The organism is Streptomyces sp. MB09-01 (genome assembly GCF_033794505.1).
In the GTDB taxonomy this organism is placed as follows: domain Bacteria; phylum Actinomycetota; class Actinomycetes; order Streptomycetales; family Streptomycetaceae; genus Streptomyces.
The window spans coordinates 14,229-38,186 of sequence record NZ_JARAYQ010000053.1 but is presented as its reverse complement, the minus strand read 5'-3'; the positions used below and the strand labels follow the sequence as shown (position 1 = coordinate 38,186).

Annotated in this window: 19 protein-coding genes and 3 pseudogenes; 6 read left to right on the top strand and 16 right to left on the bottom strand. The window is 71.6% G+C overall.

Going from position 1 to position 23,958, the window contains the following annotated elements; translation table 11 throughout:
* Positions 1-34 precede the first annotated feature (34 nt).
* Together PV721_RS14265 and PV721_RS14260 are read right to left on the bottom strand one after the other, a co-directional pair.
* On the bottom strand, positions 35-928 hold the full coding sequence (locus PV721_RS14265; protein WP_416371095.1) for a PaaX family transcriptional regulator C-terminal domain-containing protein: 894 nt from the start codon (positions 926-928) through the stop codon (positions 35-37).
* 26 nt (positions 929-954) lie between these two features.
* Positions 955-1,545: a GNAT family N-acetyltransferase gene (locus PV721_RS14260; protein ID WP_319723959.1), complete on the bottom strand. Its 591-nt coding sequence runs from the start codon at positions 1,543-1,545 to the stop codon at positions 955-957.
* 68 nt (positions 1,546-1,613) lie between these two features.
* On the opposite strand from PV721_RS14260, the gene PV721_RS14255 reads away from it, so the two are divergent.
* Positions 1,614-2,642 (top strand): alpha/beta hydrolase family protein, encoded by a 1,029-nt coding sequence (locus tag PV721_RS14255; protein WP_319723957.1) that lies wholly within the window; start codon positions 1,614-1,616, stop codon positions 2,640-2,642.
* A gap of 60 nt (positions 2,643-2,702) precedes the next feature.
* Here PV721_RS14255 and PV721_RS14250 read toward each other — a convergent pair whose 3' ends face one another.
* A complete protein-coding gene (locus PV721_RS14250; protein WP_319723955.1) occupies positions 2,703-6,017 on the bottom strand; it encodes an AfsR/SARP family transcriptional regulator in 3,315 nt (1,104 codons plus the stop codon).
* A 258-nt stretch (positions 6,018-6,275) separates the two neighbouring features.
* On the opposite strand from PV721_RS14250, the gene PV721_RS14245 reads away from it, so the two are divergent.
* Positions 6,276-6,785: a hypothetical protein gene (locus PV721_RS14245; RefSeq protein ID WP_319723954.1), complete on the top strand. Its 510-nt coding sequence runs from the start codon at positions 6,276-6,278 to the stop codon at positions 6,783-6,785.
* Positions 6,786-6,906: 121 nt separating this feature from the next.
* Here PV721_RS14245 and PV721_RS14240 read toward each other — a convergent pair whose 3' ends face one another.
* The 5 genes from PV721_RS14240 to PV721_RS14220 form a co-directional block, all read right to left on the bottom strand.
* Positions 6,907-7,278 carry a hypothetical protein gene (locus tag PV721_RS14240; RefSeq protein WP_030718599.1) on the bottom strand — a complete coding sequence of 124 codons (372 nt, stop codon included), beginning with the start codon at positions 7,276-7,278 and terminating at the stop codon, positions 6,907-6,909.
* A gap of 24 nt (positions 7,279-7,302) precedes the next feature.
* A complete protein-coding gene (locus PV721_RS14235; RefSeq protein WP_319723949.1) occupies positions 7,303-7,611 on the bottom strand; it encodes an SCO5918 family protein in 309 nt (102 codons plus the stop codon).
* A gap of 81 nt (positions 7,612-7,692) precedes the next feature.
* A complete protein-coding gene (locus PV721_RS14230; RefSeq protein WP_319723947.1) occupies positions 7,693-9,195 on the bottom strand; it encodes a DEAD/DEAH box helicase in 1,503 nt (500 codons plus the stop codon).
* Positions 9,196-9,468: 273 nt separating this feature from the next.
* Entirely contained in the window at positions 9,469-9,672 is a 204-nt protein-coding gene (locus PV721_RS14225; RefSeq protein WP_030722003.1) for a cold-shock protein, read from the bottom strand.
* 424 nt (positions 9,673-10,096) lie between these two features.
* Positions 10,097-10,447, bottom strand: a complete 351-nt coding sequence (locus PV721_RS14220) for a MerR family transcriptional regulator (RefSeq protein WP_319723939.1) — start codon at positions 10,445-10,447, stop codon at positions 10,097-10,099.
* A gap of 769 nt (positions 10,448-11,216) precedes the next feature.
* On the opposite strand from PV721_RS14220, the gene PV721_RS14215 reads away from it, so the two are divergent.
* The gene (locus PV721_RS14215; protein ID WP_416371094.1) at positions 11,217-12,446 is read left to right on the top strand and encodes a phospholipase D-like domain-containing protein; all 1,230 of its coding nucleotides are present in this window, start codon (positions 11,217-11,219) and stop codon (positions 12,444-12,446) included.
* Between the two features lie 43 nt (positions 12,447-12,489).
* Here the strand turns inward: PV721_RS14215 and PV721_RS14210 are convergent, their stop codons facing one another.
* The gene (locus PV721_RS14210; RefSeq protein WP_319723937.1) at positions 12,490-13,104 is read right to left on the bottom strand and encodes a hypothetical protein; all 615 of its coding nucleotides are present in this window, start codon (positions 13,102-13,104) and stop codon (positions 12,490-12,492) included.
* A gap of 412 nt (positions 13,105-13,516) precedes the next feature.
* Positions 13,517-13,981 carry a hypothetical protein gene (locus PV721_RS14205; RefSeq protein WP_319723967.1) on the bottom strand — a complete coding sequence of 155 codons (465 nt, stop codon included), beginning with the start codon at positions 13,979-13,981 and terminating at the stop codon, positions 13,517-13,519.
* Here PV721_RS14205 and PV721_RS14200 point away from each other — a divergent pair.
* Positions 13,922-14,637: pseudogene (locus tag PV721_RS14200) on the top strand (SDR family oxidoreductase). The gene PV721_RS14205 and the pseudogene PV721_RS14200 sit on opposite strands and share 60 nt — an antisense overlap.
* A gap of 126 nt (positions 14,638-14,763) precedes the next feature.
* On the opposite strand, the gene PV721_RS14195 reads toward PV721_RS14200, so the two are convergent.
* The 6 genes and pseudogenes from PV721_RS14195 to PV721_RS14175 form a co-directional block, all read right to left on the bottom strand.
* Entirely contained in the window at positions 14,764-16,029 is a 1,266-nt protein-coding gene (locus PV721_RS14195) for a DUF6923 family protein (protein WP_416371093.1), read from the bottom strand.
* A 258-nt stretch (positions 16,030-16,287) separates the two neighbouring features.
* A complete protein-coding gene (locus PV721_RS14190) occupies positions 16,288-17,058 on the bottom strand; it encodes a hypothetical protein (protein ID WP_319723932.1) in 771 nt (256 codons plus the stop codon).
* Positions 17,055-17,582, bottom strand: coding sequence for a SigE family RNA polymerase sigma factor (locus tag PV721_RS14185; protein WP_319723961.1), 528 nt, complete (start codon positions 17,580-17,582; stop codon positions 17,055-17,057). Before PV721_RS14185 ends, PV721_RS14190 begins: the two co-directional genes overlap by 4 nt.
* Before the next feature lie 125 nt (positions 17,583-17,707).
* A pseudogene (locus PV721_RS43885) lies at positions 17,708-18,640 on the bottom strand (pectinesterase family protein); the annotation flags it as partial.
* 63 nt (positions 18,641-18,703) lie between these two features.
* Positions 18,704-20,044 (bottom strand): annotated as a pseudogene (locus PV721_RS43880) (pectate lyase family protein); the annotation flags it as partial.
* A gap of 182 nt (positions 20,045-20,226) precedes the next feature.
* Positions 20,227-21,000, bottom strand: coding sequence for a response regulator (locus PV721_RS14175; protein WP_319723930.1), 774 nt, complete (start codon positions 20,998-21,000; stop codon positions 20,227-20,229).
* A gap of 125 nt (positions 21,001-21,125) precedes the next feature.
* Here PV721_RS14175 and PV721_RS14170 point away from each other — a divergent pair, with 125 nt between their 5' ends.
* Positions 21,126-22,724 carry a sensor histidine kinase gene (locus PV721_RS14170; RefSeq protein WP_319723929.1) on the top strand — a complete coding sequence of 533 codons (1,599 nt, stop codon included), beginning with the start codon at positions 21,126-21,128 and terminating at the stop codon, positions 22,722-22,724.
* 17 nt (positions 22,725-22,741) lie between these two features.
* A complete protein-coding gene (locus tag PV721_RS14165) occupies positions 22,742-23,914 on the top strand; it encodes a PP2C family protein-serine/threonine phosphatase (RefSeq protein ID WP_319723927.1) in 1,173 nt (390 codons plus the stop codon).
* The last annotated feature ends 44 nt before the right edge of the window (positions 23,915-23,958 follow it).

The window sequence follows — 23,958 nt, the reverse complement described above, 5'->3', positions numbered from 1 at the left end:
GGTTCCTTGCGGGGCGGGGCGAGGCGGGTCGGGGTCAGGTCAGGGCCTCGCCGTACAGGCGGAAGAGGCGCGGGCCGTCGGACGGAGCGGCGGCGGCGAGCCGGTCCCAGGCCGCGGCCGCCGCCGCCCGCGCCGTCGCCCCCGCCCAGGGCTGCGGCAGCAGCTCCGGCGGAAGCAGCGGATCCGGGACCATCGCCGCGGAGAATGCCGCCGCCAGCGCAACGGCCCGCGCCAGCCCTGCGGCCGCCCCTTCGGCATCCCCCGCTCCGCTGCCCGCCAGGGCGTGCAGCGCCTCGTAGCGGGCGGCGATCTCCGGCAGGGGCCACAGCCGGGCCGCCAGGGCCCGAGGGCCGGTGGTGCCGCCCACCGCCAGATCGCGCGTGCTCAGGCAGGTCAGCGCTTCGGTGAGGCCTAGTTCCGATGCCCGGGCCCGCACGTACGGGCCGATGGCGTTGGGCGTGACGTACAGGCCGCCCTGCACCGGCGCCGCCCCCAGGCCGGTCAGCGCGTCCCGCAGGGCGTCCCGTGCGGTCCGCGCGGATTCCGGTACGGCGAAGGCGAAGGCGTGCCAGACCCCGTCCCACGGTTCCAGCCCCCGGTCCTGCCGGTAGGCGTGCCGGACGAACTCCACTTCCGGTACGAGCGGCAGCCCCGGCCCCGACGCGCCCGTCGGCCCCGCGGCCCCCGTCAGGCGCAGCACGGCCCGCCGGCCGCGCCCCGCCACGGTGAACCGCCCCTCGGTCACGAGCCGCTTCACGCACAGCCGCACCTGCTGGTCGGTCATCCCGAGCAGCCCGGCGACCTCGTACAGCTCGCCGCCCTCGACCGTCCCGTCCTCCCGGACCAGCGCGTGCACGACCATCCGCGTGGGGATCCCGCCCGCCGCGGCCGCTCCGCCCGCCGTCCCCGTCCCGCCCGCCGCGCTCATGCCGTCCACCGCCCCGCCCGTACCGCTCACCGCGCCACCGCCTTGTGCATCGTCGTCACGCCCCCGAATCCCAGCACATCGCGCAGCCAGGGCGTCCGCTGCACCCGCACCGCCCGGAAACCGTGCCGTTCGTACAGCGCCCGCGCCCGCGGGTTCTCCGCGACCACGTCCAGCCGGATCCGCCGGCACCCCTGTTCCACGGCGATGGCCTCGACCTCCCGCAGCAGCAGGCCGCCGATGCCCCGGCCCCGTTCGGCTGGGTCCACGGCGATGCCGTCCATGACCAGCTCGCCGCGGGCCGGGGTGCGCTCCAGCAGGGCCAGCAGGAAGACCCGCCACAGGCCCCGCACGGGCCCGTACGCCGCCCTGACCGCGGCCGCGTCGCCGCCGACCAGGCCGCGCCCGGCCAGCTGGTAGCCCGCCACGCCGACCACCCGGCCGTCGTCCTGCGACAGGGCCGTCACGCCCCGGTCCCGGTGCAGGTGGCCCGCGATGAACCGGCGCCCTGCCTCCGCAGGGCCGAGGGCGGCGCCCAGCTTCCCGCCGAAGGCCTCCCAGTACAGCTCTGCCACCCGCTCCTGGGTGCCGTCCGGCACCTCGCGCACCACAGTCGTCATGCGGACGAGTCTAATACGTTCATTCGCGCTACGATCGTTTTAGATTCGATAGATCAGAGAGGGGCCCCATGTCCCGCACGCTCCGCACCGTCCTGCTCCTCCTCCTGACCGCCACCCTCCTCGCGGCAGGCCTCACCGGCGTCGTCGTCTGGCAGCACGACTACGGCCTGCGCGAGCAGCGCGTCACCGTCCCCGCCGCCGGCCACGAGCTGCCCGGCGTGCTCGCCACCCCCGCCGACAGGGGGCCCGGCCCCTTCCCGCTCGTCGTCCTCGTGCACGGCGACGGCGAGGTCGACGCCACCCACGACGGCTTCTACCGCCCCTACTGGGAGGCCTTCGCCCGGGCCGGATACGCCTCGCTCTCCTTCGACAAACCCGCCGACTGGCTCGGCCAGACCATGGACGACCGGGCCCGCGAGACCACCGACGCCCTCACCTGGGCGGCCCGTACCCGGCCCGAGATCGACGCCACCCGCATCGGTCTGTGGGGGGCCAGCCAGGCGGGATGGGTGCTGCCCAAGGTGGTCGCGCGGGCCCCGGAGCCCGGGGTGCGCTTCGTCATCGCGGTCGGCACCGCCGTGAACTGGGAGCGGCAGGGGGAGTACAACCTCCGCGCCGAACTCCGCGCGGCCGGTGCCGACGCCGAGCGCACGGCGGCCGCCCTGCGCACCCGGGAGGAGACCCTGGCGCTGCTGCGGCGCGGCGCCGCGTACGAGGAGTACCGCACGCGTCCGGGCGCCGACCGGGAACTCACGGCGGAGCGCTGGTCGTTCATCAGCCGCAACTTCACCGCGGACGCGACGGCGGACCTGCGGGCGATGCGGGCCAGGGGAGCCGTCCCGGTGCTGCTGATCTCCGGCGCCGACGACCTGAACGTGGACGGGGCCGAGACCGAGGCCGCGTACCGGAGCCTGCTCGACCCCGGCACGCTCACGGTCCGCTGCTATCCGGGGGCGTCCCACTCCCTGCTCCGGACCCCGGTCGAGCGCTCCTCCTGGCGGCTGGCCCTGACGGCCGTGTTCGCCCCGCGCGCCCTGTTCCCGCCCGGCCTCCTCGCCGATCAGGAGCGCTTCCTCCGGGAACTGCGGGGGAGCTGAAGGAGCTCGGCCGCCTGCCCTCGGCCGTCCGCCCTCGGCCGCGTCCCCAACTGCCCGTCCTCAGCCGTCCAACGCGGCCCTCGCGAGCGCCCGTACGGTCTCCAGGTCCGCGAGGCCGGCCGCCTCCTCGTGCTCCTCCTCGTGCTCCTCCTCGTACCGATCGCCGAGCGCGGCGCGCACCGCGCCCTCCACGTGTCCCGCGTCGGCGCGCGAGTGGTCCGGCCCGCCGCGCACTGCCACGGCCGCCGCCAGCAGCCGTGCCGCCTCCCGCGGCCGGTCCCGCCGCACCGCCTGGTCCGCGATGCCGACCAGCACCTGGGCGACCGTGGGCGCGTGCAGGGAGGCCACCGCCAGGTCGAGCGCCGCCGCCCGGTGGCTCCGGGCGGCGGCCAGCTCGCCGTCCGCGGCGTCCAGGTAGCCGAGTGAGTCGAGTACCGCCACCTGGTACACCGGGTGGACGGCCAGGCCGCGGACCGCCTCGCGGGCGCGTGCCAGCTCGGCCCGGGCCAGGGCCGGTTCACCGCTCCAGCGGGCCAGGTCCGCCTTGCCCTGCGCCATCATGGCCAGCGTCTCGGGCCAGCCGGCCGCCTCCGCGTCCCGCTCCGCCCGCGCCATGGCCGCCGCGCTGCCCGCCGGATCCCCGGCCAGCAGGCACGACTGCGCCTGCCTGACCCCGGCGTACAGCCGGTCCTCGATGCCGCCCAGTTCGCCGATGACCGCGACGGCCTCCTCGAAGTGCGCCACCGCCATGCGGTGATCGCCGCGCCGGGCCTCCAGGTCGGCCAGCAGGGTCAGCGCGAAGGAGATCCCCCAGCGTTCACCGAGCCCGCGGAACCCGGTCAGGGCCGCCTCGATCGCGGCCTCCGCCTCCGCCGGCCGGCCGCCGGTCCCCAGCACGGTCTTGGCCCGCTCCAGCCGGCCCTGCGCCCGCACCCACGGGTCCTCGTCGGCCAGCAGGCCGTCCCAGGCGTCCACCGGCGGCGCCTCGCCGGCGCCCGCGCCGCGCAGCATCCGGTCCAGCGGCCCCAGGAAGCGGACCACCGGATGGCGGCTTCCCGTCCGTGCGGCGAGCTCCGCTCCCTCGCGGAGCAGCTCCTCGGTCTGCCGGTCGTCGCCGAGTCCGGCCGTCGCGAACAGCACGGCCAGTGCGCAGGCCACGGCGCGGGCCTCCGCGTCGGGCCCGTCCTGCCGCTCCGCGTGCGTGGCGGTCGGCAGCGCGAGGGCCTGCGCGGCGAGTTCGGCGCCGTCCGCCTTGTGCCCGCTGAGCCACCAGTACCAGCCGGCCGCCGCCACCAGCCGTACGGCCGCCCGCGCGTCGCCCGCCGCGATCGCACCGCGCAGCGCCGCGGCCAGGTTGTCGTGCTCGTCGGTGAGCCGGGCCAGCCACTCCAGCTGTTCCGCCCGGCGCAGGTACGGGTCCGCCGTGCGGGCCAGTTCGGTGAAGTGCGCGGCGTGCGCGCGCCGGAGCGCCTCCTGCTCGCCGGCCCCGGCCAGCTTCTGCAGCGCGTACGCCCGGATGGTCTCCAGCATCCGGTAGCGCCCGTCGCCCGCCGTCACCAGCAGGGACTTGTCGGCCAGCGACATGATCAGGTCGAGGACCTCGTCCGCCGCGACCGGGCCGCCCGCGCAGACCCCCTCGGCCGACTCGACCGTGGCGCCGCCGGGGAAGACCGCGAGCCGCCGCAGCAGGGCCCGTTCCGCCTCCGTCAGCAGTTCCCAGCTCCAGTCGACCACCGCCCGCAGGGTCTGGTGCTGGCGCGGGGCCGTCCGCGCGCCGCCCGTCAGCACCCGGAACCGGTCGTCCAGCCGGGCTGCGAGCTGCTCGGCGCTCATCGTGCGCAGCCGGGCCGCCGCCAGCTCGATGGCCAGCGGCATGCCGTCCAGAGCCCGGCAGATCCGGGTCACCGCCGGGGCCGTCTCGGCGGTGACCGCGAAGCCGGAACGGGCCGCCGCCGCACGGTCGTTCAGCAGTCGGACCGCCGGCGAGGCCAGGGCCTGCGCCGCGTCCGCGTCCTGCGGCGGCAGGGCCAGCGGATGCACCGGCCACAGCGCCTCGCCGGTCAGGCCGAGCGGCTCCCGGCTGGTCGCCAGGATGCGCAGCCCGGGGCATTCGCCGAGCAGCCGGTCGGCGGTCGTCGCGGCCGCCTCGATCAGGTGCTCGCAGTTGTCCAGGACCAGCAGGGCGGTCCGGGTGCGCAGCGCCGCGGCGAGCCGGTCCAGCGGGTCGCCCGCCGCGGGTGCGTGCTCCCGCAGGGCGAGTGCGTTCAGGACGGCCAGCGGCACGTCGTCCCCCGCGCTCAGCGGCGCGAGCTCCACCAGCCAGACCCCGTCGGGGAACCGGTCGAGCAGGGGGCGGGCGCTCTGGACGGCCAGCCGCGTCTTGCCGGCGCCGCCCGGCCCGGTGAGCGTGGTGAGCCGGAACCGGCCCATGAGGGCGTCCACGCGGGCGAGGTCCTCGTCCCGGCCCACGAAACTGGCCAGTCCGGCCCGCAGGTTGGTCGGCGGAGAGGGCTGCGGGGCCTGTGGTCCTCCGGGAGCCCGACGTGCGGCCGGTGCGGTCGGTGCAGGGGGTATGGACGGTGACGACGGTGCCCGAGGGGCGGGAGCAGCCGCGGGCGGTCCTGCCGGCGGTCCGGCCGGGACCTCCCCGCGCAGGACGGCGGTGTGCAGCGCGGACAGTTCCGGCGAGGGGTCCGCCCCGAGCTCCTCGGCGAGGACCTCGCGCGCGCTCCCGTACGCCGTGAGCGCCTCGGCGGGCCGTCCGGCCGCGACGAGCGCCCGCATCAGCGCCCCGACGAGCCTTTCCCTCAAGGGGTGTTCGGCGACGAGGGAGGTGAGTTCGCCGGTCAGTTCCCGGCCGCGACCCATCCGCAGGTCCGCCTCGATCCGGTCCTCCAGGACCGCCATCCGCAATTCGGTGAGACGGGTCACCGGCGCCCGGAAGGAATCGGCAGCCGCGACGTCCAACAGGGCCGGCCCGCGCCACAGTTCGAGGGCCTCACGCAGGACGCGGGCGGCGGTGTCCGGGTCCCGGGCCAGCACCCCGCGGCCCGCGGAGGCCAGCCGTTCGAAGCGGACCACGTCCACGGCGTCGGGTTCGACCGTCAGCCGGTACCCGGCCGGATGCGCTTCCACCTCCACGCCGGTGCCGCGCAGGGCCCGCCGCAGCCGTGAGACCAGCGCCTGCAGGGCGTTCGCGGCGCCGGACGGCGGCTCGTCCTGCCAGATCCCGTCGATCAGCAGTTCGGAGGCGACCACCCGCCCCGGTTCGAGCGCCAGCAGGATCAGCAGTGCGCGCAGGCGCGGTCCCCCGACCCCGACGCCGCTTCCGTCCTCGCCCCGCACGTCCAGGGCCCCCAGCATCGAGATCCGCATGCCCACAGTGTGCGACGGGGCGCACCGATATTGCCATTTCGTTATCGGTGATTGTCGGATAGGCCCGAAATGACGGCAGTTGGTGATGATCTACTGGATGTCGCTTCGGCCTGGCACGACCAAGTCAGGGTGAAGTGCGGCCGCTTCAGCGGCATTTCAGCGGCGCTTCAGTCCGCGCGCGGCTCCGGCAGTGCAATCGGGGGTCGCGGAATCAGTTATCTGGGGGAGAACATGTCTTTCGTTTCCAAGAAATCCGCCATGCGCGTGACCGTCGCCACGGTCGCCATGGCGTCCTTCGCCCTGACGGCGCCGCAGGCCTCCGCGGTGGAGTCCGTACCGGCCGCCGGCGGCGTGCAGATCTCCGCCGTGGCGGACGAGGCCACGCGCGCCGTCGTCAAGGCCCAGCCGGCGGCGGCCGCCGCGACGGCCAACCTGTGCGGCGCCGGCTACGTGCTGACCTTCGCCGAGCAGCTTCCGGACTCCCGCCGCTTCGGAACCCTCTTCACCTACCGCAAGGAGGGTGTGGGGTCCTGCGCCGTGTTCGACAACAACCTCGGCACGGCGAAGTACATGAAGCTCAAGATCTGCGAGACCTCCAAGCCGCGCCCCGCGGGCACGCCGCGTCCGTGCCAGACGGACGAGGGGAACTTCAGCCAGTACGCCGGCCCGGTGCGCGTCAATGACGTGTGCGGAGAGGTCACCGCGGTCATGAAGAGCAACAACATCGCGATCATCGACCGCGTGCGCCTCGTGCCGCCCTGCAAGTAGCGCATGCACCGGAAGACGGCCCCCGCGAACGAATGCGGGGGCCGTCTTCCGGCGTTCCGGCACGCGCCAACGCGCCAACGCGCCAACGCGCCGAAGCGCGCCGAACGCGCCGTGACAGGGCCTATTTGTCGGAGTAGCTGAAGTCTCCGACGGTCCACGCGCTGACGTCCTTGACCGCGATCCGGTACATCCCGCCCGTCTCGGGGATGCCCAGGGTGCCCTGGAGGATGCGCGCCACGTGGAAGTGCAGGTGCGAGGGAGCCGCCGCGGCCTGTCTGTCACCGCGGCCGGCGGAACTGAAGATCTCGGCGAACGGGCCCAGCTGGTCGGAGTCCCGCAGGACCTCGGCCACCCGCTGACGCCAGACGCTCTCGGGGGCGAGCCGGCCCGTGATGACGGCACCGTGGACCACGACGGTCAGGGACATCTGATTGGTCTGCTCCGACTCGACCATGGCGGCGAGATCGAGGAGCAGGTCGTCAGGGATCGACATGGACAGCGACTCTAGCAAGCCACGTCAGGCGTCGGCCGGGCTTCCGAGGAGTGCCGAGGCCTCCTGGAGCGGGGTGAGCGCGGGCGCCGGCACGGGGACCGAAAGGTCGCGGCAGGTGAAGCCGAGGCGGGTCAGCGCCCGGGTCACCTCGGCCGCCGTGAAGTCGCGCCGGTCCTGCCGGGTGATGACCTCACCGACCTGCTTGACGGGGTAGGTGCGTCGGCTGATGATCACGGACGCTCCCGTGACGGGCTCGGCCTTGACGCCCTTCATCTTCTCCTCCACCTCGCTCTTCTCGAGGTCGAAGGGGTATCGGGCGATGACGAAGCGCATGATGCCTCACAGACGTGACGGAACGGAGCGGAGCGGAGCGGAGCAGGAGGGACGGGACGGACGGGACGGACAGGGCCCGGGTCAGGCGGCCATGCCCATGGAGCGGCGCCGCTCCTGGGCGGGGCGGCTGCGCCGGCCGCGGGAGGAACGCGGGCTGCGCCCGGTCCGCTCCTCCTGCGGCGCGGTGATGGTGACCGGGATGCCGGAGGGGGCCTGGGCGCCGGTGATCCGGTTCAGCGCCTCCTCGCCCGAACGGACCTGGGTGGTCTGCGGGACGATGCCCGCGGCCGCCATCAGACGGGTCATCTCGCGGCGCTGGTTGGGGGTGACGAGGGTGACGACGCTGCCGGACTCGCCGGCGCGCGCGGTGCGGCCGCCGCGGTGGAGGTAGTCCTTGGGGTCGGTGGGCGGGTCGACGTTGACGACGAGGTCGAGGTTGTCGACGTGGATGCCGCGCGCCGCGACGTTGGTCGCCACCAGCACCGTCACGTGCCCGGTCTTGAAGTGGCCCAGGGTCCGGGTGCGCTGGGGCTGCGACTTCCCGCCGTGCAGGGCCGCCGCGCGTACTCCGCTGTTGAGGAGGTCCTGGGTGAGGCGGTCGACGGCGTGCTTGGTGTCCAGGAACATGATCACCCGGCCCTCGCGCGCCGCGATCTCCGTCGTCGTCCGGTGCTTGTCGGCGCCGTGCACGTGCAGTACGTGGTGTTCCATCGTGGTGACCGCGCCGGCCGAGGGGTCGACGGAGTGCACGACGGGGTCCGTGAGGTAGCGGCGCACCAGCAGGTCGACGTTGCGGTCGAGGGTGGCGGAGAACAGCATCCGCTGGCCCTCGGGGCGCACCTGGTCGAGCAGGGCGGTGACCTGCGGCATGAAGCCCATGTCGGCCATCTGGTCGGCCTCGTCCAGGACGGTGATCGCGACCTGGTTCAGCCGGCAGTCGCCGCGGTCGATGAGGTCCTTGAGCCGTCCCGGCGTCGCCACGACGACCTCCGCGCCACCGCGCAGCGCACCCGCCTGCCTGCCGATCGGCATCCCGCCGACGACGGTGGCCAGGCGCAGCTTCACCGAGCGGGCGTAGGGAGTGAGCGCGTCGGTCACCTGCTGCGCCAGCTCACGGGTCGGTACGAGGATCAGCGCGAGGGGCTGGCGGGGCTCGGCCCGCTGCCCGGCGGTGCGGGCCAGCAGCGCCAGGCCGAAGGCGAGGGTCTTGCCGGAGCCGGTGCGACCGCGGCCGAGCACATCGCGGCCCGCCAGGGTGTTCGGCAGGGTGGCGGCCTGGATCGGGAACGGCACGCTCACGCCCTGCGCGCCGAGGGCGGCCAGCAGCTCCCCGGGCATGTCGAGGTCGGCGAACGCCTCGACGGCGGGGAGGGCGGGAGTGATCGTCTTCGGCGGGGCGAACTCGCCCTGCACCGCGGCGGGCCGCCGACCGAAGCCGCCCGAGCGGCTCGGACCGCCCGATCGGCTCGGTGCGGAGGAACCGAAGCGGCTGCGCTGGCCGGAACCGGCGGTGGAGCCGAAAGCGGGGCCGCCGGTGCGGCTGCGGCTGCGGGCGGAGCGGTTGTTCGTACGTACGGGGTTCATTCAGAACCTTCCTTGATACGGCGCGCATCAAAGAATTCCGGCGGCAGAGGAAAAGCGCGGGGAATCGCAAGAACGGGCCGAATAGAATGTGAAAGCGAACCCGGCTCACGCGGAATACAGGACCTCGACTGGTGCAGCTGCGAAGCGGTCTGCACCCCAGGAGCGGTCCGTGGGTGGCGGGCACACCGCGGGTGAAAATCCTGCGGGAGATGCCTGCAGCTGGGGCCCGCACCCCGAAGGATGCGGGCCCCAGCTACGAAGTGCGCGTCAGCGTCAGGCGGGAACGATGTTCTCGGCCGTCGGACCCTTCTGGCCCTGCGCGATGTCGAAGGTGACCTTCTGGCCTTCAGCCAGCTCGCGGAAGCCCTGGGCGGCGATGTTCGAGAAGTGGGCGAACACGTCAGCGCCGCCACCGTCCTGCTCGATGAAGCCGAAACCCTTGGCCGCGTTGAACCACTTCACGGTGCCAGATGCCATGTCAAATCTCCTTTGGGGCAGTACACCAGCGTCCGCACTGCACGGACACCGTGTCGCCGCGATGATGCCCCGCCCGGAAAATGACCGGAAATACAAAGCACCCCCATATGGCACGGAGACCGGCTGGAGGCACTTGAAGTTTGGGAACCACAACTGCAACTGAGATCGACAATAGCATGCCGAAGCGGCCGGCGTACGAAAAACAATTCACCCCGGCCACCGCGGTAAAAACCCTCTCCGCATGGACCGCTAAATCCTTACATCGCGGTGACAGATATTGGCAGCCCAGGCGCAACGCTTTTCCGAACGGAGGGAAACGAGCACCCGCCACTCACCCACCACGCGTCGGCACGCGTCGGCACACGTCAGCACACGTCGGCACGCGCGGGTGCGCGGCCCACCGAGACCGGCGGGCACGCTCACCTCAGACCGCGGTCGGCGGAGTGGACGACCCGGCGGCGCGGCGGTACTCGGCGTTGATGCGCTGGGCTTCCTCGAGCTGGTCCTCGAGGATGACGATGCGGCAGGCGGCCTCGACGGGGGTGCCCTGGTCGACGAGTTCCCGGGCACGGGCCGCGATGCGCAGCTGGTAGCGGGAGTACCGGCGGTGACCACCCTCGGAGCGGAGCGGCGTGATCAGTCGGGCTTCACCGATGGCGCGGAGGAAGCCCGGGGTGGTGCCGAGCATCTCTGCGGCACGACCCATGGTGTATGCGGGGTAGTCGTCGTCGTCCAGGTGGCCGCCGAGCGGGCCTGTCGGATTCTCTGCTGTCATTGCACCTCTCTCTGAAACACGTGGAGGGGCCCTGGTGCCGTACGGCACCAGGGCCCCGAGGAAACTTCTACACCATCTGCCGGCATCTGTTCCGTGCCGGCCTTTTGTTTCCGCATGTCCGACGTGAACGATGTCGGTGCGGGGATCGCGGTTGCTCGACCGGAGACCACCTCACTATCGATGTCCTGCGGTACCCGGGCTCAAGACTTCCGCCCGGGCGATCCTGATGGCGCTGGTTCCTCCGTTCTTCCCTCGATGATCAACTGCATGCTGCGTTGACTGCGGTACTGCTCATGGCAGCCCCTGATCACTGCGGGCCACCCGGTCCGGTCGTCAAGCCCGTCGCCGTGCTGTCCGTGCTGCAACAACCCTGGCTTCGGAACTCCACCACCGCACCGCTCTGCGAACTGTACTTACGGGCACTACGCCCGGCAGTTCATCTCTGCCGAGCCTGCTGTCTCTCTGGGTTACAGCAGAAACCATAGCCAGGTCACCACCCAATGTCTACTTTGGCCGACATAGATTTGCGCTCGTTCAGCGGAGACGTAATCGGACTCGAACAGCCACGGGGGCAGGCGGGCAAGGCTCCACAGGGCAGCGGGCGGCGGGCACCGGCCCCGAGAGACGGCGCCGCGGCCTGCTCAGCGCCGTAACCGCGTGCTGAGGGGAGACACCCCGCCCACTCCCGGTCTGTGGCTGTGTACAGTCGGCTCGCCCCGGCGGTTGCCGGACGTGCGGGGGCGGCGTCCCCGACCGGTCAGGTGGAGTCATGACGAGTGCAACCGACGGGTCGCGACCGTCCGGCGGGACGACCGCCGCCGCGGGGCTGCCGGTGCTGTCGGTGGCCGAGCGCAAACAGCGGATGCGGCGCCGCCTCGAGCGGCTGATCGGCATCGCCGCCACCGAGGGAAACGCGTTGCTCGCCCTGCGCAACGGGGACGAGATCTTCGCGGCGATGCTGGACAGCATCCGCTCCGCCGAGCACACCGTCGACATGATGACGTTCGTGTACTGGCGCGGCGAGATAGCCCGGCGGTTCGCCCAGGCGCTGGCGGACCGGGCCCGCGCGGGGGTGAGGGTACGGCTGCTGCTGGACGGCTTCGGCAGCCGGCTCATCGAGCAGGACCTGCTCGACCTCATGGAGGACGCCGGGGCCCAGGTGGCGTGGTTCCGCAAGCCCCTCTACCTCTCCCCGCTCAAGCAGAACCACCGCTGTCACCGCAAAGTGCTCGTGGTCGACGAACGGACGGCGTTCACCGGCGGAGTCGGCATCGCCGAGGAATGGTGCGGCAACGCCCGCAACGAGAACGAGTGGCGCGACACCCACGTCCGGCTGCGCGGTCCCGCCGTGGACGGCGTTGCCGCCGCTTTCGCCCAGAACTGGGCCGAGTGCCACGACACCCTCTTCGACGACCGGGACCGCTTCACCGGCCACACGCCGCAGGGCGAGGCGGTGGTGCAGGTGGTCCGGGGCTCGGCCAGCATCGGCTGGCAGGACATGCAGACCCTGATACGGGTCGCCATCGAATCCGCCCAGCAACGCTTCCGCTTGTCCACCGCCTACTTCGCCCCGGACGCCTATTTCATCGAGCTGCTGTGCGCAGCGGCACGCCGGGGCATCGAGGTCGAAATACTCCTGCCCGGCCCCCACACCGACAAGCGCGTCTGCCGGCTGGCCGGTCAGAACTTCTACGCGGACCTCCTCGCCTGCGGGGTGAGGATATTCGAGTACCAGCCGACGATGATGCACGCCAAGGTCATCACCGTCGACGGGATCGCGGCATTCATCGGCTCCACCAACTTCAACCGTCGCTCACTGGACCACGACGAAGAGGTCATGCTCGCGGTCCTGGACGAAGACTTCACCGCAACCCTGGACCGCCACTTCGACGAGGACGTGCAGGCCAGTGCGCAGATGGATCCGGCGCGCTGGAACCACCGCTCGGCGGCGCAACGGCTGCGAGAGCTTGCCGTCACCCCCATCCGCCGGTTCCTCTGACCACCGCCCGGCGCCGGAACACACCCACACGGCGGTCCTTCGGCTAGCTCAGGCGGTCCAGGAGCCAGGTGCCGAGTTCCTTGGTGATGAGCGGACCTCCCTGGTCGGCGGCACCGGCCGTTGCTTCGTCGAAGTCCGCGTCGCTGAGCCCGTCGGCGAAGTCGCGGCTGACCAGCTTGAGCGTCCTGGGCCTCCTCGGCCAGTTGCCCAGGCTCTGCAGGGCCGTGTCCTCCTCGTGGGAGGGTGACGTCCCGTTGTAGGAGAAGTAGGTCCCGGTCTGATGGTCCACTGCGTTGGTTTCCTGGCGGGCGAGGGCGTAGCGGGCCGCGAGTGCTCCCCTGCCGACGCCGCCCACGGTCAGCGCGTCGTCTCCGTACCGCTCGGCGCTCGCCCTCCGGACCGCTTCCTCAACGGCTTTCGCCTGGTCGGCGAGGCGGGAGCCGCTCTCGTAGCCGACCAGGATCAGGTCGTGGCCCCGCGCGTGGAGCTCCGCGAGGAACGAGTACGAGCGGTGGTCGATGCCGGCTTCGAACGTGGGGAAGTCCGTCGGGCCCACTTCCCCGCCGGCCATGATGACCGGCTTGGCAAGGTTCTCGCCGTTCGCGGGAAAGACCCGTGCGGCTCCGCTGGACAGCTGCCATTCCTGCGCCGATGCCATCGGTCCTCCTGAAGATGCCGGGAAACGGCGCCGCCGTTGCGGACGCCGTGGCTGCCGATCTTGTCTACTGCCGTACCGGCGCACGAAGCGACCGCCACCCGGATGAAGCGTCGGCCGCAACCGCACTCGATCGTTCCGCCCGAACTGCTCGTCCCCGCTTGGTGGACGGCTGAACACGGGTGATCAGAACAACCCCCATGCCCATGAACCGGCGCTTGCACAATCCGGCCTGCTACGTGACCGGATCCCCCCTCCGCCGAAGTAGCCCACGCCCCCGCTGCCGCGTTCCCGTCCTCGGCCTGCATGCCGGTCGCGATCTCACGCAGGCCCAAGAACGCGAGGGCTGCTACAGCGGGGACGGCCAGGCCTACGAGGCTGAAGATGCGGTGCCAGGGAGTGTCGGCGTCCATGATCACGTAGGCGATGAAGGACCGACCAGACCGGCGGGGACGAGGATGGCGCCGCGGGCGGGGAAGTCGTCGAAGTGCTGCAGGCCGCCGCTGAGCATGCCAATGCCGAACGGCAGCAGGAGCGAGGAGCCGATCACCACCAGCGTGCGCGGCAATCCGAGCCGCTCTCGGGTGAGGAGGTACTCGTTGAGGACGGTGACGGCGAGGAAGACGAGGGCCCCGTAGAGGGCGATGCGGGTATAGCGGTCGGGGTCGACTTCCAGCGCAGTCCGGCCCGGCCGATCGACGGCCCTGGCGCAGGTCGGTGCAGAGGACCACGTGCTCGACCGGGCGATCCTTGACCTGAAGCATGATTGAGGTTCTGGCGTGTCACCTACTTGATCATCTGACGACGGGAAGGCGCGCCCATGATCCTCGTGACCGGAGCCACCGGAAACATAGGCCGTGCCCTGCTGAAGGAACTGCACGCACGCGGTGCCGGGCCGCTGAGAGGGCTCACCCGTGATCCCGCACGGGCCGTCTTCCCCCAAGGGGTCGAGGCCGTGGAGGGCGATTTCGTGGAACCGGCGTCGCTGAAGCCCGCGCTGGAAGGGGTGCGCGCGCTGTTTCTCGTCGCGCCTGGGCCCGGACGCCGACGTACTCGACGCCGCCCGGCAGGCGGATGCGGAGCATGTCGTGCTGGTGTCGTCCATCACCGTCCAGACCCACGGCTGCCGTCCGTGACCACGAGATCGTCCGCGCGCCGTACGCCGAGACCGCGCTGCCGACCATCCACCCTGCGGACATCGCGGCGGTGGCACGGGCGGCACTCACCGAACCCGGCCATCAGGGACACACGTACGCCCTGACCGGCCCGGAGCCGGTGACCGCCCGACAGCAGATCGAGGCCATCGCGGCAGAACCGGGCCGGGAGATCCCCTTCGCCGAAATCAGCCGCCGGCAGGCCCACGCACAGATGGCCGCTGTCTTCGGGGACGAAGCCGTGGACGTAGTGCTCGACGTCACGGGCGGAGACGTCAACGAAGAGCTGCTGATGGTGCGCGACACGGTTGCACAGATCACCGGAACGCCGGCCCGCCCGTTCCGGCAATGGGCTTCGGAGAACGCCACCGCCTTCCGCTGAATCGCCTGGCCTGAGCACGTTCATCCGTACTCGAAGCAGCCGCTGAACCCACCGCCTCGTGCGCTGCGGGATGCCTCCGCCGGCCGGGGCACCCCGAAAGGGGCCCGGCCGGCGAGCCGAAACGACCTAGTCGTTGTCCCCCGGCTCCACGTGGGTGGACGCGGTGGCCGTGTTGTTCTTGTGGCGCGGGTCCTCGTCGTCGCCGTACACCCTGGCGGTGTTCTTCAGGGTGGTGGGCTCCAGAACGTTGCCCGCGATTCCGGTCACCTCGATGTCCACGTGGCGCCCCTTCTGCAGCGGGCCGCCCGTGCAGGAGAGGAGGCCGTCGGTGATCTCGCACCCTTCGGTCGACGTGGCGGGCGAGAGGACCTTCGCCGGGAGGTCGTCGGTCAGCGACCAGCCGGAGGAGCGGCCCTTCCCCTCGTTCTTCACGGTGATGCGGTAGGTGATTTCGGCTCCCGCCTCGACGCTCCTGGGTCCGCGCTTGCGCACCGCCAGGTCGGCGGACGAGTCGAGGAAGCAGGAGGTGGCGTCGAGGTTCGTCGAGGGTGTCGTGGTCTGCGTCGACAGCACGGTGAACCGCGGGTTGGAGCCGGTCGCATTCCACACGTGGACTCGGATGAGCTGTCCGGAATTGCGGAAGAATCCGAGATCACCATTGCCGTACGTGAAGACGCCGCCGAAGTCCTCACCCCCCGGAAGAACACCCGGGAAGAAGTCCACGCTCGCATTCGCGATGTCGATCCTCGTGATGGCGCCCGCGTCGGTCGAGCCCCACAGGAATCCGTCACGGAACGCAATGTCGAAGACGTCGAGTGTCGGGTCGGCCAGCTCCTCGATCGTGATGACACGCGTGACCGAGCGGGAGTTGACGTCGATCTGATAGATCTCCCCCGAATCGTCGGCCAAGACGTAGTAGTTGCCCTGTCCGTCGAACGTACCCGAGATGTAGAGCGCGTCCGGCAGACCGGCAATGGCTCCGAGGTTGGTGAAGTCACCGTTGCGGTCGAAGCGGACCAGTTCGTTGTCCGCGCCACCGAACGTGGTCCCGTAGAGGAAGCGATCGCGCGGGTTCACTCCGATGGCGTTGTAGAGGAACGGTGTCGGGTCGCCCAACGGCGTGAACTGCACCGTCCCGGGCCCTCGGTCGGCGGTGTGGAGCTGGTCTTCCGGGTTACCGAACGAGACGTAGACCTTCCCGTCACACGCAACGGAATTCCCAGCGGGGCCCTGCGGGGCGACAGCTGCCGCACGGGCAGGGACTGCACCGGCCGGTGTCGCCGGCAGGCTGGAAGCGAGCCCTGCGACGATACCCACGGCGCCCAGCGCGGTAAGCGCGCGCAGCCGCCGCTTTCCCTGGTTCGGCCTGTTCTTTCCTCGGATCACGAACATGCACCTTTCACTGCTCAAGGCAGACAGGGCCCCATGGCGGAGGCCCCCTCAGTGTGTGCCGGATGTGACGGACAAAGATCAGCACAAGGGATGTCGGGTCGGATACCACGGCTCGGGCGTCGGAATGGAGTTCGCTCCAATGCACCAGGACAACTCCTGAGTCATTTCTGTCGATCATCAGAAAGTAGGCGCGGTCGGGCCGTTGGCTGACCCCCAGGAGCGCCCCGCCTGCCCGGAACGGCGGGGCGTGGACGCGTCCTACGCGAACCCGCCCCACACGGCGGCTCCGCTCTCCGCGGCGCCGGCAGCCGCATCGATCCGATACGTGTCGTCCTTCGCGTCGCGTCCGCCGGCAGCGTGGTCGTACTGGCCGGCGAAGACGTGCTCGCCGGGCGGAACGGTCCTGCCGGGTTTGAGGGTCCACCGGTAGACGAGGAAGCCACCTTCCCGGCGGGCGGTGAGGTCGAAGTCCGCGGCGGGCCGGGTGCGCCAGCTACCGGTGTCCTTCACCCCCTCGGTAAGGGCGATGCGCAGCTCGACGACGAGCGTGGTGAGCGGCTTCCTCGTCTTCAGGGTGACGTTGCTCTGCGCCCAGTAGACGTTGCTGTGGGGGTCGACGGAGCCGTCGGCCCACAGTGGACCGTCCTCGGTCCGGCTGCCCACCGTCGGCGGCGCCACGCTGCCCGCGGCGGACGGGGCCGCGGCGGACGGCGCGGACGGGGCGGACGGCGCGGACGGGGCGGACGGGGCGGCCGGCGGATTCCGTGCCGCATCCGGGGCGTGCACGACGGCGACCACCGCAAGGGCGCTCACCGTCAGGGTTCCGGCGGTGGCCAGGGTCGCGAGGACGATCTTCGGCCAGGACAGGTCGCGGGCGCGGGCACGGGCACGGACGCGCTCGCGGTCCCGCGACCGGGGGGCGGTGCCGGGACGGGCCATGCCCTGCTCGATGCGGGCCAGCATGCGGGCCCGGTCGGGCAGGTGGGCCTCGGTGCTCTCGCGCAGCAGGTCGCGCAGTTCGTCGGTCACCGGGTTCCCCTTCCCACCAGCTCGTCCGCGGCCCGGACGCCGAGCAGCCGCTGCAGTTCGGCCGTCCCCTTCGAGGTCTGGCTCTTCACCGTACCCACCGACATCCCGAGCGCCGCCGCGGTGTCCTTCTCCGAGAGGTCGAAGGCGTACCGCAGTACCACGCAGGCGCGTTTGCGGAACGGCAGCCTGTCCAGCGCGGCCCGTACGTCCATGACGGCGGCCATGTCCGGGCCGTCGGTCCGCTCCGGGCGGTGCGACCAGAACAGCAGGACGCGCCGCCGCTCGCGCACCGTGCTCCGGATCCGGCTGCGGGCAAGGTTGGCGACGACTCCGCGGGCGTAGGCGGCCGCGGAATCGGCGCGGCAGGCCCTGTCGCAGTGGTGCCAGAGCGCGACCATCGCGTCCGCGGCGAGGTCGTCGGCAGCGTCCGCCTCTCCGGTCAGCAGGTACGCCAGGCGGGAGAGTTCGGCGTGGTGGCTTTCGAAGAACGCGTGGAAGTCTGCGGCCGCCTCGTCTTCGGTCATGGCCTCGGTACGGCCTCTCGGTGCGGCGGGGGCGTTCTCAGGCAAGTGCCGGGGCGTAGCAGTTCACTCGCATGTCTGTTCGGACGCCCCGGTTCGCCCGGGCCTGCTCCGCACGGTGGCCTCCATCAGCCCGTAGGGTTCCAGCCGTCGGTGCCGGCCAGGTAGGCGCGGGCGGTGTGGGCCGCGGCCTGGTCCGGGCCGAGCTGGGGGCGGTTCGCCCCGGTGCCGACGCCGGGGCCCGTGTTGGCGTACTCGGCGAACCGGGCGGACTTCCAGGAGAAGCCCCCCATGTCGGTCCACGGCCCCTCGGTCTTCACGGCTGCGGGCAGGTTCGTGTGGCGGATGACCAGCTGGCCGACCGCGCTCGCGCCGGGGTGCCAGGGGCGGCCGAGGTAGTAGGTCCCGGGCCGGGCGGGGCTGCTGATCGTGCTGTCGGTGATGAGGATCCCGTACGGCTTGGCCGCATCGGTGTTCGGCGCGGCGAGGTATCCGCCCAGTCCGCCGGCCGCGGCGCCCCGGTCGCGCAGGGTGATGTTGACGTGGTCGTAGACGGCGGTGGCGTTGCCGAAGACGAAGTCGACGTCGCCCGCGATGAAGCAGTGGCGGAAGTACTGCCGGTACTGGCCGGTGGCGGAGGGAGCCCAGTTGAGGACGGTGTCCTGGTGTCCGATGAAACGCGAGTTGAGGTACTTCTGGCGGTCACCGGACGCGTTGACCGCCACGGCCTGGGTGTCCCTGACGTCCGGGTGCGCCGACCTCTCCCACGTGTTCTCGACCGTCACACCGGTGACGGTGATGTCGTTCGCCGAGAAGGTGGCGGTGGCACTTCCCGCGGTTCCGTACGTACCGCCTCCGGGCTTCGGCGTGCCGGAGGCGTTGTCGTAGGTGATGACGACGTCCTCGGCATTGCCGGTGGCGCCCCTGAGGATCAGCCCGTGCTTGGAGGCGGGGACGTTCACCGTCTCCCGGTAGGTGCCGCGTGCGACGAGGACGGTGTCGCCCGCGGTGGCGGCGTCGACGGCGGCCTGCACGGAGCGGTGGGCTGCGGAGCCGTCGGCGGCGACCGTCAGCGTACGGCCGCCGGCCGGGCCGGCCGGGGCGGGGCCCTTGCCGCCGGGCTCGGTGAGGACGCCGGCGCCCGCCTTCGCAGCCAGCCTGGCCGGCAGTCCGGCGGCGGGTTCCAGTACGGCGGCAAGGGTGGGCCGCCAGCCGACGGCGGTCTTGATCTTCTTCCCGGGGTTGGCGGCGTTGTGGACGGCGACCAGGTCCACGGGGGCGCCGTCGGCGAGGTTGCCGCTGCCCGCGATGGCTCCGGTGCCGTCGCCGCTGAGCAGCTGGGAGGTCTTCCGGCCGGAGGAGAGCTTCCAGTAGTTGTTCTGCGCGACGACCTGGGCGCCGGCGCGCGAGTTGACGCTGTAGCTGTGCGCATATCCCTCCGACGCCGTGGTGTCGTAGTAGTTGTCGTACAGGTGGATCTGGCCCACGCGGGCGAGGGGGGCGCGCTGGACGATGCCGCGGAAGACGTTGTGGTGGAGCGTCACCCGCAGTTTGGTGTCCTTGTCGCTGCCGCCGATGAGCATGGTCTTGTCGTGGTTGCTGAACGTGTTGTATCCGACGGTGACCAGGTCGGAGGCGTTGGTGATGTCAAGGGCGCCGTCGTGGACCTGGTATTCGCGGCCGAATCGGACCGGATTGGCGGAGTCCGGGTGCGGGTCGTCGGAGAAGCTGTTGTGGTCGACCCAGACATGGGTGGCGCCGCGCAGGCTGACGGCGTCGTAGGCGGAGTTCCAGTTGCCGGTGGAGCCGTCGGTCGGGTCCCACTGCGGGAAGCAGTCCCGGACGTCGGTGAGCGACAGGTTGCGGATGATCACGTTGTCGGCGTTCTTCACCACCAGGCTGCCGCCGGTGATGCCCGCTCCGGTGCCGGGCACGCCGACGATGGTGGTCCGCGCCGGAACGGTGAACACCATGCGGGCGGCCTGCCGTGCCTGGGCCGCCCTGCGGGCGTTCTCCTGGGCGCCGGACGGCACCTTGGCACGGCCCCAGACGGCGGGATCGTAGGCCTTGAGGTAGGAGTCGAGCGAGTAGTCGGTGCCCGCGGCGTAGTCGGCGCAGCTCTGCGGCTTCCCGCTGTCGTCGGTGGCGGCGTCGATCAGGCCCTGGACCCGGACGATCCGCGGGGCGCCGGCCGGGCCCGCGGCCAGGGCTCTCGCCAGCTCGGCGCGGGTGGAGACGGTGAAGACGTGAGCTGCGTCCGCGGCACGGCCGCCGGTGGTGCCCGAGCCGCTCGCGGCCCAGCCGTCCCGGGCGGGCAGCACGCCGTGGGCGAGGTCGGCGGGTGCCACGGCATCGGCTTTCACGACCAGCGGCACGGCGCCGAGACCGGCGGCGACCAGGGTGGCCGCTCCGACCAGGGCGAGCCTTCGACCTCCGGTCGGGCGGCGGTGCGGGGATGCGGACATGGGCGGCGGCTCCTTGGGGGTGAGGTGCACTGTTCACCCCTCAGTTGCCGCCGGTGCCCGAAAGGTTGCCGGGCATCCGCCGAAATACCCTCCGCGGCGTCGACGTTCCCCGCGCCGGTCGAGAGCGCGCCCCGCTCGAGCGAGTTCCGTACCTCTGCCGCTGGAGGGACCGGCAGGCGATGTCAGGCGCGCGGCGGGCGCGTTGCGGTGTCCAGGTAGAAGGAGTCGATGCTCTGGACGGCCTGCTCGAACTCATCCAGGTTGACGGGCTTCGTCACGTAGGCGTTGGCGTGGCTCGTGTAGGCGCCGGCGACGTCGTCGGGGGCGGAGGACGTGGTGAGGACGACGACGGGGATGGTCTGGAGGTCCGCGTCGCTCTTCAGGATGCGGAGCAGGTCCCGGCCGTTCATGCGGGGCATGTTCAGATCGAGGACGATGAGGTCGGGGCGGGGACTGTCGGGGTTGCGCAGGTGCTCCAGTGCGGCGACGCCGTCGGTGGCCTGGACCAGGTTGCGGGCCCCGCGCTCGGCGAGTGCCTCCTCGATGAGCATGGCGTCGGCGATGTCGTCTTCCACGAGCAGGACATCGAACGGGCGGGCGGGGGCGTTCATCGTCAGTTGCTCCGTGGGTGCTTCGTCGGTGTGGTTGAAGAGCCCCGGCCAGCGGCGGCGGGCGCCTTGCCGGGTCATGCCGCATGCACGGCCGATCTGGGGGTATCCGGCTCCGGCACGCGCGGCATCGGCGGCCGCCGCGCGTTGCAGCCGTTCTGCAGCCTCTTGAAGGTGGTCCAGTACGTGCAGGCGTGCCAGGGCCTGCGCGCGCTTGTCCGCCGTCGGGTTGGAGAGGTCCTTCTGCAGCTGGAGGGCCAGGCGCCGGGCGAGGTCGGCGACAGCGGCGTCGGCGACGGCGGCTGTCTCCGTCGGGGTGGTCCGCAGGTGGAAGTTCTTGCCTGGCATACCCCGCACCTTAGGCCCCCGGGCCGGCAAGCGACAACAATTGTTGTCCGATGCCCTCTACAGTATGCGCTGCGCCATCTGGTTCAAGGCGGCCGTCTCGGAAGGGGATACAGAGGATGACCGGCATGACGAGGCCGCCGCGTGCGCCGAGGTTCTCCGCGTGGACGACCCGGCGGTGGCTCCGCGTCGGGGTCGCCGGGTCGCTGGCGGTGCTGGCCTTGCTCGGTGTGACCGGGGCATGGGTGCTGGGGCGTACGGCGACGATCAGCGACGAGCTCGTGGACGTGCGGTCCCCCGCGCTGTCCACCGCGTTCCGCCTGGAATCGGCCCTCCTCAACCAGGAAACCGGTATCCGCGGCTACGGCCTCACCGGAACCCCGGAGTTCGCGGAGCCCTACCAGCGGGGGCTCACGGATCAGCACACGTACGCCGCGCAGCTCGCGCAACTCCTGGACGGCGACACCCGCGCGCTCAACGACCTGAAGACCGTCCAGGACGCGCTCTCCACGTGGCAGGAGAGGATCGCCCGACCCGTCGCCGCCTCACCGCCCGGGGCGCCCTCGGCCCTGGCGACCGAACGCGCCGCCGAGGCCAAGACGGCGTTCGACGCCGTGCGCCGCGCCATGGCCGACCAGCAGGACCGGTTGCGCGCGGAGCGGGCCCGGACACGAGCCGACCTCGCCGCCACCATGGAGCTGCGGAACTGGGTGTTCGCGGCGATCGCAGCCGTGATCGCCCTCCTGGCGGGCCTGGTATTCGAAGGACTGCGCCGCGGCATCAACCGGCCGCTGGAGCAGCTGGCGGCGGACGCCCGCACCGTGGCCGGCGGTGACTTCGGCCACCCCATCTCCTCGGCCGGTCCCGCGGACCTGCGGCGTCTGAGCGGCGAGATCGACTTCATGCGCCGCCGGCTGCTACGCGAGCTGGCCTTCAGCGAGGAGTCCCGGCGGCGTCTGGACGCGCAGACCGCCGACCTGCAGCGGTCCAACGCCGAGCTGGAGCAGTTCGCGTACGTGGCCTCCCACGACCTGCAGGAACCGCTGCGCAAGGTCTCCAGCTTCACGCAGCTGCTCCAGCGTCGCTACGGAGGGCAGCTCGACGCCAAGGCCGACCAGTACATCGGCATCGCGGTGGACGGCGCCAACCGTATGCAGACCCTCATCAACGACCTTCTCGACTTCTCCCGCGTGGGCCGTGTCCACCACGATCCCGAAAAGGTCGACCTCGAGGCGGTCATGGAACGGACCTTGTCCGCGCTGAGCGTCGGCATCGAGGAGGCGGGCGCGTCGATCACGCATGATCCGCTGCCGTCCCTGGTCGCCGATCGCACACAGATGGGCATGCTCTGGCAGAACCTGATCGGCAACGCCGTCAAGTTCCGCAGTCCGGACCGGGCGCCGGAGATCCGCGTCGCCGTTGCCCGGGACGGGGAGTTGTGGCGGTTCACGGTGACCGACAACGGCATCGGCATCGCTCCCGAGTACGCCGACAAGGTATTCGTGATCTTCCAGCGGCTCCACACCAAGGACGTCTATCCGGGAAGCGGAATCGGCCTGGCGATGTGCAAGAAGATCGTCGAGTTCCACGGCGGAACCATCGCCGTCGACCCGGAGTACCGGGACGGGACGCGTATCAGCTTCACGCTCGCCCCCGAACCGCCCCCGGCCCTGTCCCCGTCAACCATCGCGGAAGCGACCCGGGCCACCGCGGAGCCGGCGCCGTGACCGCAACCCTCCCCCACATGAGCGACATTGCCGCGAACGAGCCGGTGTACCGCATCCTCCTCATAGAGGACGACGCGGCGGACGCCCTCCTCGTCGAGGAACTCCTCCACGACACCGAGCTGCGCTTCGAGCTCACCACGAGCACCTCGCTGGCCGGAGCCCGCTCGGAACTCGCGGCCCGCGCCGTCGACTGCATCCTCCTCGACCTGCACCTGCCCGACGTGTCGGGCACCGATGCGGTCACCACTGTCCGCGCCCTGGCCCCGCACACCGCTGTGATCGTCATGACCGGCCTCTCCGAGAAGCAGGCGGGCTCCGAGGCGATGGCCGCCGGGGCCCAGGACTATCTCGTCAAAGGCAAGGTCGAAGCCGAACTGCTGCGCCGCACGGTCCGCTACGCCGTCTACCGGAGCCGCACCGAGCGCGCGGCGGCCGAAGCGCAGTCGGCCCGGCAGCGTGCGGAGGAGAACGCCCGTCTGGAACGCGGACTGCTGCCCCGGCCCCTCCTCGACACCTCGACCGTCACGGTGACCACCCGCTACCTGCCCGGCGCCGAACAGGCCCTGCTCGGAGGTGACTTCCTCGACGTCGTCGAGGGTGACGAAGGACTGGTGCACGCCGTCGTCGGTGACGTCAGCGGACACGGTCCCGACGCCGCCGCCCTCGGCGTCTGCCTGCGCATCGCCTGGCGCTCCCTCGTCCTGGCCGGCCACCACGGCACCGAACTGCTGCACCTCATGGAACGCCTGCTGGTGGCAGAGCGCGGCACCCAGCCCCTGTTCGCCACCTGCACGCTCCTCACCCTCGACCAGAAGGCCTCCACCGCCACCCTCTACCTGGCGGGCCACCATGAACCCCTGCTCACCACCTCGGAGGAGACCCTGGAGGTGCCCGCCGAGCACGGCATCGCGCTCGGCATAATCCCCGGCCACCGCGACTGGCCCGCCACGGTCATCCCCCTCCCGGACACCGGAGCGCTCACGCTCTACACCGACGGCCTCACCGAGGGGCACAACGGTGACGCCGACGGCCGGCTGGGCATCGAGGGACTCCTGCCCTTGATCAACACCACGCCGTCCGCGGATCCCGCGGCGCACCTGGACAGCCTCATCCGCCAGACCAGAGCGCTCAACGCCGGAAGACACACCGACGACCTGGCCGTACTCCGCCTCGGCTGGGGTCTGCGCTAGGCCCTGCCGTCAAAAGATCTTGCCAATCCGATGCAGAGGCCGTG

What these genes read in the sequence shown, in the direction of transcription:
- PV721_RS14225 (WP_030722003.1), bottom strand. Translation starts at nt 9,672, where the DNA reads ATGGCATCTGGCACCGTGAAGTGGTTCAACGCGGCCAAGGGTTTCGGC.
- PV721_RS14195 (WP_416371093.1), bottom strand. Translation starts at nt 16,029, where the DNA reads ATGTTCGTGATCCGAGGAAAGAACAGGCCGAACCAGGGAAAGCGGCGG.
- PV721_RS14165 (WP_319723927.1), top strand. Translation starts at nt 22,742, where the DNA reads ATGAGCGACATTGCCGCGAACGAGCCGGTGTACCGCATCCTCCTCATA.
- PV721_RS14170 (WP_319723929.1), top strand. Translation starts at nt 21,126, where the DNA reads ATGACGAGGCCGCCGCGTGCGCCGAGGTTCTCCGCGTGGACGACCCGG.
- PV721_RS14230 (WP_319723947.1), bottom strand. Translation starts at nt 9,195, where the DNA reads ATGAACCCCGTACGTACGAACAACCGCTCCGCCCGCAGCCGCAGCCGC.
- PV721_RS14255 (WP_319723957.1), top strand. Translation starts at nt 1,614, where the DNA reads ATGTCCCGCACGCTCCGCACCGTCCTGCTCCTCCTCCTGACCGCCACC.
- PV721_RS14265 (WP_416371095.1), bottom strand. Translation starts at nt 928, where the DNA reads ATGAGCGCGGCGGGCGGGACGGGGACGGCGGGCGGAGCGGCCGCGGCG.
- PV721_RS14240 (WP_030718599.1), bottom strand. Translation starts at nt 7,278, where the DNA reads ATGTCGATCCCTGACGACCTGCTCCTCGATCTCGCCGCCATGGTCGAG.
- PV721_RS14235 (WP_319723949.1), bottom strand. Translation starts at nt 7,611, where the DNA reads ATGCGCTTCGTCATCGCCCGATACCCCTTCGACCTCGAGAAGAGCGAG.
- PV721_RS14175 (WP_319723930.1), bottom strand. Translation starts at nt 21,000, where the DNA reads ATGCCAGGCAAGAACTTCCACCTGCGGACCACCCCGACGGAGACAGCC.
- PV721_RS14260 (WP_319723959.1), bottom strand. Translation starts at nt 1,545, where the DNA reads ATGACGACTGTGGTGCGCGAGGTGCCGGACGGCACCCAGGAGCGGGTG.
- PV721_RS14215 (WP_416371094.1), top strand. Translation starts at nt 11,217, where the DNA reads ATGACGAGTGCAACCGACGGGTCGCGACCGTCCGGCGGGACGACCGCC.
- PV721_RS14210 (WP_319723937.1), bottom strand. Translation starts at nt 13,104, where the DNA reads ATGGCATCGGCGCAGGAATGGCAGCTGTCCAGCGGAGCCGCACGGGTC.
- PV721_RS14245 (WP_319723954.1), top strand. Translation starts at nt 6,276, where the DNA reads ATGCGCGTGACCGTCGCCACGGTCGCCATGGCGTCCTTCGCCCTGACG.
- PV721_RS14220 (WP_319723939.1), bottom strand. Translation starts at nt 10,447, where the DNA reads ATGACAGCAGAGAATCCGACAGGCCCGCTCGGCGGCCACCTGGACGAC.
- PV721_RS14185 (WP_319723961.1), bottom strand. Translation starts at nt 17,582, where the DNA reads ATGACCGAAGACGAGGCGGCCGCAGACTTCCACGCGTTCTTCGAAAGC.
- PV721_RS14250 (WP_319723955.1), bottom strand. Translation starts at nt 6,017, where the DNA reads ATGCGGATCTCGATGCTGGGGGCCCTGGACGTGCGGGGCGAGGACGGA.